Genomic DNA, 11,456 nt, shown 5'->3' with positions numbered 1-11,456 from the left:
TCCACAGAACTGGAGAGTAAAGGGTCCAAAGCGGAAAGTAATTCATAAAACCCGAATCGAAAAGGAGAAAAAATGAATCTAATATTGGGTAATCGAATCAATAAAGGGATCTACAAAATAGATCCCAACCATTACTGTCTTTTACTTAGGTTTTCCTGCGCCATTTTCACAAGCTCGCGAACCATGCTGCCGCCCAGCCTGCCGCCGACTTTTCCAGCCTGTTCGGATGTAAGCTGTCCATTGTAGCCCTTTTTTAATGGAACGCCGACCTCTTCGGCAGCTTCAAATTTGGCATTTTCCGGGCTCCCGGATTGAACGACCTTTGCTTTTAACTCATCTAAACCTCTTCGTGCTTCCGGGACAAGTATTTTATTTCTTCTCGCCATAAAAATCCCTCCTTTACTAATAGGATTGCCTTAATAAAAAAATTCAATAGTGACTGGATAAATCCTTATCTTTCCAGTATAATAACTGATAATCAAGATGGAAAAATCAATGAAAAAGAGAGTAGTTATCGAGGATGTTTTAGCGAGTCGGGGACGGTGTGAGCCTGATACAGATTAGATAATGAAGCGCACTTTTGAGATGCAAACCCGAAACCAAGTAGGGTACGCCGGAGAATACTCCGTTACAAAGGGAAAGCTGGTTCTTTTTGAACAATTAGAGTGGTACCGCGGGATAGTCAACTCTCGTCTCTTCATATAGAGGCGGGGGTTTTTTGTTTTCTAACAATAAAGGAGGTCTATAGAATGAATTTTAAAAAGGAGCTTGCAGCCATACTGTTTGAGCTGCTTGAACAAGAAATTTCAGCAGATGAACTCGAACTGATGGTTGAAAAACCAAAAAACGCGTCGCACGGTGATTTAGCCTTTCCGTGTTTTACATTGGCAAAATTAAAACGGAAATCACCAAATATGATTGCCCAAGAACTAAGTGAAAAGATTCAATCGCCAATTTTCGAACAGACAGAAGTGGTGGGAGCGTACCTAAATCTATTTTTAAATAAAAAGTTGGTTTCGGAAAAGGTAGTCAGTGAAATTATCACACAAACAGGTCATTTCGGCGCCCATGAATTCGGAGGCGGCGGCAATGTCACAATTGACATGTCGTCACCAAATATCGCCAAGCCTTTCTCAATGGGACATTTGCGTTCAACCGTTATTGGAAATGCGTTAGCGCTCATCGTAGAAAAGTGCGGTTATAAACCAATCAAAATTAATCATCTTGGTGACTGGGGTACACAGTTCGGGAAGTTAATCACCGCTTATCAACTTTGGGGAGATGCTGAACAGGTAAAACAAAACCCCATAAAGGAGCTACTGGCGCTATATATCAAATTCCATAAAGAAGCGGAAATTGATTCATCACTTGAGGACCAAGGGCGGAGCTGGTTTAAACGGCTCGAGGATGGCGACGAGGAAGCGTTAATGCTTTGGCAATGGTTTCGTGATGAATCATTAAAGGAGTTTTCAAGAATATACGAGTTGATGAACATCCAATTTGATTCATATGCTGGTGAAGCTTTTTATAATGATAAAATGGACCGAGTTGTTCAACTGCTTGAGGAACAACAATTACTGGTAGAATCCGATCAAGCCCAGGTGGTTGAGCTGACTGATGAGCAGCTGCCGCCATGCCTGATTAAAAAATCAGACGGGGCGACACTTTATGCTACCCGTGATTTGGCGGCCGCCCTCTATCGCAAGGAAAATTATAACTTTGCTAAATCCTTATACGTCGTTGGACATGAGCAAAGCCTTCATTTTAAACAGTTAATTGCCGTGTTAAGTAAATTGGGTTATCCGTGGGCAGAGAAAATGGTTCATGTTCCGTTTGGGATGATGTTAAAGGACGGCAAGAAAATGTCGACACGGAAAGGCAAAGTTGTGCTACTCGAAGAGGTGTTAACAGAGTCGATTGCGATGGCTAGACATAATATCGAAGAAAAAAATCCAAACCTGGCAAATAAAGATGAAGTGGCCAAACAAGTGGGCGTTGGAGCCGTTATTTTTCACGACTTAAAGAACAATCGGATGAACGATATTGAATTTTCCTTAGAGGAAATGCTCCGCTTTGAAGGCGAAACAGGTCCATATGTTCAATACACGTTCGCCCGGGGCTGCTCCATATTACGAAAAGGCAATTGGCAGGCCGATGTACCTCCTGCCAACTGCCATACTACTTGGGAAAAAGAGTGGAAGGTAATAAGCATGCTTATCGAATTTCCGAATGCTATTCAACGGGCCTGTGAAAACCTTGACCCATCACAGGTTGCTAAATATGTAGTCGACCTTGCGCAAGCCTTCAATAAATATTACGCCGAAGTAAAAGTCCTTGAGGAAAGTACGGAGCAGCCGGCACGTTTAGCCCTAGTATACAGTGTCACGGTCGTCCTTAAAGAAGGCTTGCGGTTATTAGGCATTGAAGCGCCGGAAGAAATGTAAGTTCATTTTGTTTCAAAACTGGCTTAATATGGTATAAACTATAGCTAGGAAAATTAGAAAGGGGAAAGTTGAAATGAGTGAATTATTATTTAAGAGCTTTGAGTTAACAAGGAACTATTTCTTGAAAAATGTAGCTTCACTGGATGAAAGCCTTGTAGATGTACAGCCTGAGGGATTTAACAATACGATTCACTGGCACATTGGCCATGCATTAACTGTCACGGAACAATTTATGTTCGGTTTTCCCCAAAAGTCAACGAATCTGCCAGCAAACTATATGGAGCTATTTGCGACTGGCACCAAACCGGCTGATTGGAATGGTGACGTTCCATCAGTTCAAGAATTGTCAACTCAGCTTAAGGAGCAATTAAGAAGGATTAAAGAAATTCCAGCAGAGAGTTTCAGTGAAAAGCTGAAAACTCCGTTCCTTGGTCAAGAAACCTTTGGTGAGCTCGCTAACTTTGCAGTCTTCCATGAGTCGCTGCACTTAGGACAAATTCAAGCCATGAAGCGTGTGATAGAAAAGACCCAATCGTAAAAATACAATCTAATGAAAGTTCGTTTCTACTAGCCGTAGAGACGTTTTTTCATTTATATAGGAAGGAAGTCCTCTGCAAAAATGGATAAACAGATGATTAATGAAGGACCTAAGGAAAAGATCTGGACAAAGGATTTTGTTCTTATTGTTTTTGCTAACTTTTTTATCTTTCTTGGCTTTCAGATGACACTGCCGACTATTCCCCTTTTTGTAGAACAATTAGGCGGAAATGATCAATTAATTGGCGTTGTTGTCGGCATTTTTACCTTCTCAGCCCTGCTCCTGCGCCCGATTGCAGGACATGCGCTTGAAACAAAGGGGAGAGGCTTTGTTTATTTAATCGGTTTATCGATTTTTGTCCTATCTGTCGGGTCATTTGGGTTCCTAACGAGTATCGCGCTTCTTTTTGTCATGCGTGTGGTGCAAGGGGTGGGCTGGGGATTTTCCACAACTGCATCGGGAACAATTGCAACCGATTTAATCCCTCCAGCAAGAAGAGGCGAGGGAATGGGGTATTATGGATTATCGGGAAATTTGGCGCTCGCTTTCGGTCCAGCGCTGGGGCTTTCCTTAACAAACGGGAGCCTATCATTTCAATTCTTTTTCTTAATTTGTGCCGGTTTAGGACTAATTGCTTTTCTGTTGTCTTCAAGAATTAGCTACAAAAAAGTTGAACCACAACCGAAAAAAACAAATGCTAAGCTGGATTTATATGAAAAAAGTGCACTGAGACCATCGATGCTGATGTTCTTTCTGACGGTCACGTTTGGCGGGATTGCCTCCTTTCTGCCGTTGTACACAGCAAAAGAACATATAGGAGGCATTCAATGGTACTTCCTTCTGTATGCGATAGCCTTAATGGTAACAAGAACATTTGCCGGTCAACTATATGATCGAAAAGGACATCGGGCGGTATATATCCCTGGAACCATGTTGATTTTGGCAGCGATGCTTTTGTTAGCCTGGCTTCCTAATAGCGCTATTCTTTATATAGCAGCTTGTCTGTATGGTCTTGGTTTTGGCACGGTACAGCCTGCCCTGCAGGCATGGTCGATAGAAAAAGCTCCATTAAATCGAAGAGGAATGGCAAATGCCACCTTCTTTTCCTTTTTTGATTTAGGAATTGGGACAGGAGCCATCGTGTTTGGTCAAATTGGCTACCTATTCAGCTACAGCAGTATTTATCTAGCGGCAGCGATATCCGTTTTTATTTCGATGTTGCTTTATTTCTTTTTCCTATATAAGGATCGGTTAAGTGTGACCGAGGAGGGATAAGCAGCTTCTAACCAAGCTGTTTTTCTTTTTGGGTTGAACGAGAAAAATAGGATAAATTTGAAAAGTAGGGGAAACCTGAATATTGTTACTTTATCTGTTTGAATTGACAGCCCTTCCATTTTAATTCTATAATCAAATTTGTGTTTTGAAGTTTTGTCGATTTTTGTCGAATCATTTTAATTACTTTCTCACTTCTTTACATAATTAATCTGACACCAGGAAAGGGAGAAAAAGATTTGAAAGTTATTATTTTTTTAGCGGCGCTAGCGGTTATTTTTTTACTCGCCTATATCGTCAGTTACAATAAAAAAGGGATTAAGTTTAAACCGATCGTCATGATGATTATTTTGCAGCTAATTCTGGCATTTGTGTTGCTAAATACCGAATTTGGTCTGTTAATCATTAAAGGGATATCGGCCTTGTTCGACTATCTTCTAGGTTATGCGGCTGACGGAATTAATTTTGTTTTTGGCGGGATTGCCAACAAGGGGGAAATGCCTTTCTTCCTAAATGTTCTAATGCCAATTGTGTTTATTTCCGTACTAATAGGGATCGCGCAGCACATTAAGGTGCTCCCAATTATCATCCGTTATCTTGGTTTAATCTTGAGCAAGATAAACGGTCTGGGAAAGTTAGAATCCTATAATGCGGTCGCCTCGGCTGTTTTTGGACAATCAGAAGTGTTTATTTCTGTGAAAAAACTGCTTCCTCATCTGCCGCAGCATCGGCTATATACTTTGTGTACATCGGCAATGTCAACGGTTTCAGCTTCGATTTTAGGGGCCTATATGACTATGATTGACCCGAAGTACGTCATAACGGCGCTGGTTTTAAACCTATTTGGTGGATTTATCATTGCCAATATCATTAACCCGTATGTAGTTAGTGAGGAAGAAGATATTTTTGATATCCAAGAAGAAAAACAAACATTTTTTGAAATGCTTGGTGAATATATTTTAGATGGCTTTAAAGTGGCTATTATTGTTGGGGCAATGCTAATTGGTTTTGTTGCCTTAATTAGTTTGATTAACCATGTGTTTGCTGGGATTTTCGGTATTAGTTTCCAAATGGCGCTGGGCTATGTGTTTGCACCGTTCGCTTTTATCGTCGGCGTGCCTGCATCCGATATAGTGGAGGCTGGAACAATCATGGCAACCAAATTATTGTCCAATGAGTTTGTCGCGATGATCGATTTAGGCAAAGTCAGCCATTCTTTATCCAATAAAACAATCGGAATCGTTTCCGTATTCCTCGTTTCCTTTGCAAACTTCTCATCAATTGGGATTATTGCAGGGGCAGTGAAGGGCTTAAATGAGAAGAAAGGGAACGTTGTTGCAAGGTTTGGCCTTAAATTACTTTATGGAGCAACACTTGTAAGCCTTTTAACAGCAACGATCACCGGCCTGATGCTATAATCTCCTTATCTTGGAAAAGAAGAAAACCACCGCTTAATCGGTGGTTTTCTTTGTTTTCTTGATAATAAAATAGATAGCACCTAATACGACAGCTGCAATAATAGTTGGCAGTACATATGGATGTGCTTTATCTTTAATTTCTCCCCAATTACTGCCTAGTACCATACCTACATATAGGAAAATAATTGTCCATGGCAAAACAGCTGCCACCGTGTAAAGGATAAACTTTTTAGCTGACATTTTTGCAATTCCAGCTGGAATCGAAATCGCGTGTCTTACAACGGGAATGAAACGTGCCGAGAAAATAACTCCGGCACCATATTTATTAAACCATTGCTCTGCAAGGTCAATATGACTCTTTTTAATAAGTACGTATTTTCCGTATTTCTCCAAAAAGGGTCTGCCGCCGTAATATCCGGCCCAATATAAAAAAAGCTGGGCAATCGTACCGCCGATGGTTCCAGCAATAACGGCTCCGACAAAATTCAAATGTCCCTGCGAGATCATATAGCCGCCATAGCCTAAAACAATTTCACTCGGGATGATCTCAATCATTAATCCTAAGGCAATACCGAAATATCCTAAATGGGATAAGAATTCTAAAATATTGTTAATAAATTCTGTCATAGTTCACCTTCGCTAATGTATTATTTATAACTTTATTTAGTTTATACCAGTTTGTCTCATAAAGAAATAAATATGGTGCTTTTCCGTCGAATATGCCTAATAATGAAAAACAGCACAACGTATTGCTCCTGCCTATTGACTTAACGAATTTTCCGAAGAAAACAAATACGTTTTATGATGGTATCGAATGCTGTAAATTAGACCCATGGCAAACATATTTCCCATAAGCGAGCTGCCGCCATAGCTGATAAACGGCAGCGGAATCCCCGTAATTGGCAGCACTTGAATCGTCATACCAATATTTTGAAAGACATGAAAGGTGATCACGCTAATAATGCCCGTACAAACATAGGTATTAAACGGATCCTTCGTTTCTAAGGAAGTCTTGATTAAATGATAGATGAGCAGAAAGAAGAGTCCAACCACAATACTGCCGCCAACAAAGCCATACTCCTCACCAATAACGCTGAAGATAAAGTCGGTGTGAGCCTCGGGGATATACACCTCGCGATTGCCGAAACCTTTGCCAGTTATGAGTCCTGAGCCAATTGCTCTGATTGATTTCAGCAAGTGATAGCTTGAATCGGTTGCGTGATTATTTGGGTCAAGCCAGGCGTAAATCCGGTTGAATTGATAGGTTTGTACGTGCAGGTATTTTTCAAGAAATTCAGGCTTGATTAACACAAGATAGAAAATAAGCGCACCGAACGACGCACCAGCACTGTATATCGGGATAATGATTTTCCACGAAATCCCGGAAATCAAGATGAGGCCAGTTAATATGGATAAAATGACAAGCCCTGTCCCCAGGTCCGGCTGGAGCATGATCAATCCTAGCGGCACAGCCGTTGTGATCCCTAATTTTAATAGTAAAAGAAAATCAGTCTTTAGCGTTTTTTCGAGGTGCTTTTCCTGATGGGTGATAATGACGCGGCTTAATGCCAAGATTAAAAAGGTTTTGACGAATTCTGATGGCTGAATCTGCCCGATCCCTTTAATGATAAACCAGCTTTTCGCTCCATTTCGGACTGGAGCGATTGATTCCGGGGCAGCGTAAACGGCAATTAGTAAAATGAGACCGAAACCATATAAATACCAGGAAAGCCGCTTATATTGATAGCTATCGATAAAGATAGCAACAGATATAATAGCGGCACCTAAACAATACCAAAAAATGTGCATGACTAAAAAATTTTTTCCGCCATATTGTCCTGATGCCTGGGCACTATAAATGGCTGCACAGCTAACGAGGAAAAAAAGAAATAATAATAATGTTAATGTCCAATCAAAACGATCTGCTTTTTTTATTTGTTTGTCCATTGGCTCCACCTATTTTTCTATGTTCCTTTCCTTCTAGCCTAGCAAATAAAGGGTTTGCTCACAACACCTACGCAGGGAAAATCATACAACCCCATATAGTACATAACGAGTCACAGCGGTAAATGTTTCAACTTTATTTTTGTGAAAATAAGAGAAGAAACTACATCAAATGCTTTAAAAACATCGTTGCAATTCCGAAATAGGTGAGCAGGGAAAAGATATCGTTTAAGGTGGTAATCAGCGGTCCAGACGCCACCGCAGGGTCAATCTTAAAGCGGTAAAGAATGAGCGGAATAATTGTTCCGGCAAGTGTCCCGATAATGAGCGTGAAGAAAAGTGAACAGCCGACAACAGCGCCTAATATCAGATTGCCCTGCCAAATATAAGCGATAATCGAAATTAGGATGGCACAGGTCACCCCGATGGTTATTCCTACACCGAGTTCCCGCATCACTAAACGGGTAATAACCCCTTTATCAATATCGTGCGAAATTAGCCCGCGGACGACAACCGCAAGCGACTGTGTACCTGTATTCCCCGTCATCCCGGCAATCATCGGCATAAAAAAGGCGAGGGCAACAACCTGCTGAAGCGTATCCTCAAAACTGGAGATAATTCTTCCGGAAATGAGCCCGATGAATAATAGTAAAATCAGCCAAGGAAGCCTCCTTGCTGCGGCAACGAGTGTTTTCGTTTCAAAGTCTATCGATTTCCCTGATGCCGATAACTTTTCAATATCTTCATTTGCTTCCTTTATTACAATATCGATGATGTCATCGACTGTAACTATCCCGACAAGGACATTGTCTTCGTCGACCACGGGGATTGCCAAGAAATCATACCGCTCGGCCATTTTTGCGACAACTTCTTGGTCAGCCGTTACGGGAACGGAAATAACACGTTCATACATAATCGTGCGGATTTTTTCCTCCGGTTCCGCTAGCAGTAAATCCCGGTAAGAAACAACACCAACCAGCTTTCGTGCTTCATCAATAACATATAAATAGTTAATCGATTCAGCAAATCCGGCGAAGACTTTAAACTTTTCGACGGCTTCTCTAACGGAAAAATAATCGCGAATCCAGACAAAGCGGTTCGTCATGATTCTTCCCGCTGTTTCCGGCGGATAATTCATAATGCCCTTTACGGCATTGGACTCTTCTGTCTTCATCCCTGAGAGGAGGGAATCCTTCTTTTCGGGAGATAGCTCATTTAATAATAGTGCCAAGTCATCATTATCCATTAAATCAAGGACTTTACCGGACTTTTCAATTCCAAGCTTGTTCAATAAATCGAGCTGCTCTTCCTTTTCAAGCTCCTCCATCAGGTCAGCAAGGACATCAAATTTCAAAAATAATAAAAATCTTGCTTTATGTTTCTCGGGTAAGTCCTGATAGATTTTTGCGACATCATAGGGATGAAGCTCTTCAATTACCGCTTCAAACTCTGTTTTTTTGTTTTCTTTTAGCGTTTTAATAATATATAGGGTGATTTCATCTTGCGTCATATCTTTGATCATGCTTGCACTCGCTCCTTTACCTGGTGCGGCTTAAAAAATAAAAAAAACAAATAATAGTTTATAGAACCTTAAAAATAGTATATGTAATAACAGGAAGAAAATCTAATCCTTGACATTGTTAACGATTGGAAAGGGCAAAGTCATGATATTAATCAAAAAATATTATTTGTAAAAGAATTGAAATAAGCTATTTATCCTATTATTTGATAAAATGAGGAAGTATTGACAAAACCATTTGGCAGTTTCATGGAAATTGTCTTTTTATTATCATTTAACCCAAGTTTGATCGGAGGAGTTCGGCTTTGAAAAAGCATCATCAAGACATACGGGATCTCATCTATGTCCATTTAAATCAAACAGATCAGTATGTATTGTCCTACGGTATCGAATTCGGTGAATTTGCTGCTGCTTTTTCAGGTTCATTAAATCAATTGCTTTTATTAAAGCATCGTTTTGATGACGCTGATTTTAATATGCATACCCAACTCGAATATTGTCCGGAAGAAAGAATTAACAAATTAGCGCAGGAAGATGTTTATGGGTACGGAGATTTCTGCTGGATAGATTTTCTTGAGGAAGAAGTCTTGAATGAACTATCTGACCAAGAAATGGCTGAATTACTGTTTCTAGGTCATCAAAAGAAACATTTAAAATCGCCTTTTTATAATAAGCTAGGCAACCGTTTTGTTTACCTGGCACATGATGATGGCTGGTTAAACAAAATCTATTACCGAAGCTTTAAGGATTTTTTTCATTTACTAAGTGAAGTAATTGCCGGCAAGCTTGGAGAGTTAAAGCTGGAAAAAACAATTCTTGGGATTAGAAAAAAGCGTGCCTATCCGCAGGTGAATAAGGAAATCCTCCTATCGTTAACACCCTTCATCAAAGAAGGTATTTGCTTTTCTCTAAGGGATGCGGACCATCAGCGAACAAGAATTGAAATTCCCATTTGGGTGATGGGCGATTTCGCTAATATGGATGATATGTACGAAGAATACGAGCAAATCTCCAATAAACCCTGCGATGCTAAGATTATCTTTGATAAAAAAACAAAGGAATGGAAGCTAAATGTCATTTGAATCTCTCCGCATTGGGGAGGTTTTATTTTGTAGTTAACTAAGCAGTAAGAATCATAAAATACTGTATAGAAAAAACATTAAAAAACAACATTGCTGCATTTCCTTTCTTATTTAATAAAGTGTTAAAATAAAAACGTGAATGAGAAAATGGAGGTTTTGGTATGAAAACAAAACTAGGATTGTTATACGGAGGAAAATCGGCTGAGCATAAAGTGTCACTGCAGACAGCTCTTGCTGTAATTCGAGCATTGGATCTTGAAAAATTTGAAATTCATCCTATTTACATAAATGTTGAAGGCCATTGGATTAAAGGGCCAGAGCTTAGCGGGCCGGTAGAAAATGTTAAAGCGCTTGAGTTTTCTACTGACAATCAATTATCGCCTTTATCCCTGGCACCAGCACTATTCCACGGTGAAAAACAGGAAGCACCGCTTGATGTCATTTTCCCATTATTGCACGGACCAAACGGGGAAGACGGAACGGTACAAGGGTTATTGGAATTGCTTAACTTACCGTACGTGGGGAACGGGGTGCTTGCTTCAGCCGCCGGAATGGATAAGGTGATGATGAAAAATGTCTTTGCCGAAGCCGGGCTCGCACAAGTAAACTATGTTGCTTTTATTAAAAGTGAATGGGAGCACTCAAAAGAAGAGGCGTACTCTAAGGTCGAGGCTAAGCTCGGTTTTCCTTGCTTTGTGAAGCCGGCAAATCTTGGCTCGAGTGTTGGTATTAGCAAATGTACAAATCGGGCTGAACTAGAAACGGCTTTCGTGGAAGCATTCCAATTTGACCGTAAAGTTATTGTTGAAGAGGGTGTTGTGGCTCGTGAAATCGAGGTTGGCATTTTAGGGAATGACTATCCGGAATGCTCTATTCCCGGTGAGATTGTTCCGAAAACGGATTTCTATGATTATAAAGCCAAATATGAGGATGGCGATACGGCCTTAATTATCCCGGCCGACGTTAAAGATGAAGAATACGAGCAGATAAAAGAAATGGCGATTCAAGCGTTTAAAGCATTGGATTGCTCCGGTCTTGTTCGTGCCGATTTCTTCTTAACGAAGGACGGAAAGGCGTTAATTAACGAAGTAAATACGATGCCGGGCTTCACACCGTTTAGCATGTTCCCACTTTTGTGGAAGCATACCGGGCTTGCGTACCCGCAATTAATTGAGCGTCTCGTTAATCTTGCCAAAGAAAGACATGAAGAAAAACAACAGATAAAATATACTTTTTAAA

At 40.5% G+C, this 11,456-nt stretch carries 10 protein-coding genes and 1 other annotated feature; of the genes, 6 read left to right on the top strand and 4 right to left on the bottom strand.

Features of this window, described 5'->3' with window-relative positions; genetic code table 11:
- Positions 1-131: 131 nt before the first annotated feature.
- Positions 132-386 (bottom strand): alpha/beta-type small acid-soluble spore protein, encoded by a 255-nt coding sequence (locus BANVL01_RS24490; RefSeq protein ID WP_066095209.1) that lies wholly within the window; start codon positions 384-386, stop codon positions 132-134.
- Between the two features lie 100 nt (positions 387-486).
- Positions 487-700 (top strand) — a binding site (T-box leader).
- A gap of 49 nt (positions 701-749) precedes the next feature.
- Between BANVL01_RS24490 and argS the strand changes: the two genes are divergently transcribed.
- The 4 genes from argS (at position 750) to BANVL01_RS24470 (ending at position 5,672) form a co-directional block, all read left to right on the top strand.
- Positions 750-2,444, top strand: a complete 1,695-nt coding sequence (argS, locus tag BANVL01_RS24485; RefSeq protein WP_066095213.1) for an arginine--tRNA ligase — start codon at positions 750-752, stop codon at positions 2,442-2,444.
- Between the two features lie 73 nt (positions 2,445-2,517).
- Positions 2,518-2,982 (top strand): DinB family protein, encoded by a 465-nt coding sequence (locus BANVL01_RS24480; protein WP_066095216.1) that lies wholly within the window; start codon positions 2,518-2,520, stop codon positions 2,980-2,982.
- Positions 2,983-3,063: 81 nt separating this feature from the next.
- Positions 3,064-4,257: an MFS transporter gene (locus tag BANVL01_RS24475; RefSeq protein ID WP_066095219.1), complete on the top strand. Its 1,194-nt coding sequence runs from the start codon at positions 3,064-3,066 to the stop codon at positions 4,255-4,257.
- Between the two features lie 236 nt (positions 4,258-4,493).
- Positions 4,494-5,672: a NupC/NupG family nucleoside CNT transporter gene (locus tag BANVL01_RS24470; RefSeq protein WP_066095222.1), complete on the top strand. Its 1,179-nt coding sequence runs from the start codon at positions 4,494-4,496 to the stop codon at positions 5,670-5,672.
- A gap of 33 nt (positions 5,673-5,705) precedes the next feature.
- Here the strand turns inward: BANVL01_RS24470 and uptA are convergent, their stop codons facing one another.
- From uptA to mgtE, 3 genes are all read right to left on the bottom strand, one after another.
- Positions 5,706-6,299, bottom strand: coding sequence for an undecaprenyl phosphate transporter UptA (uptA, locus tag BANVL01_RS24465; RefSeq protein ID WP_066095224.1), 594 nt, complete (start codon positions 6,297-6,299; stop codon positions 5,706-5,708).
- Positions 6,300-6,431: 132 nt separating this feature from the next.
- Complete coding sequence (locus BANVL01_RS24460) at positions 6,432-7,619, bottom strand: FtsW/RodA/SpoVE family cell cycle protein (RefSeq protein WP_066095227.1); 1,188 nt, start codon at positions 7,617-7,619, stop codon at positions 6,432-6,434.
- A gap of 160 nt (positions 7,620-7,779) precedes the next feature.
- Positions 7,780-9,138: a magnesium transporter gene (mgtE, locus tag BANVL01_RS24455; protein ID WP_066095230.1), complete on the bottom strand. Its 1,359-nt coding sequence runs from the start codon at positions 9,136-9,138 to the stop codon at positions 7,780-7,782.
- A gap of 302 nt (positions 9,139-9,440) precedes the next feature.
- Between mgtE and BANVL01_RS24450 the strand changes: the two genes are divergently transcribed.
- Both BANVL01_RS24450 and BANVL01_RS24445 read left to right on the top strand, forming a co-directional pair.
- Positions 9,441-10,217 (top strand): hypothetical protein, encoded by a 777-nt coding sequence (locus tag BANVL01_RS24450; protein ID WP_066095233.1) that lies wholly within the window; start codon positions 9,441-9,443, stop codon positions 10,215-10,217.
- A 161-nt stretch (positions 10,218-10,378) separates the two neighbouring features.
- A complete protein-coding gene (locus BANVL01_RS24445) occupies positions 10,379-11,455 on the top strand; it encodes a D-alanine--D-alanine ligase (protein ID WP_066095238.1) in 1,077 nt (358 codons plus the stop codon).
- Position 11,456 lies beyond the last annotated feature (1 nt).

This window comes from Neobacillus novalis NBRC 102450, from assembly GCF_001591805.1.
In the GTDB taxonomy this organism is placed as follows: domain Bacteria; phylum Bacillota; class Bacilli; order Bacillales; family Cytobacillaceae; genus Neobacillus; species Neobacillus novalis.
This window is presented reverse-complemented; position numbering and strand designations above follow the sequence as displayed.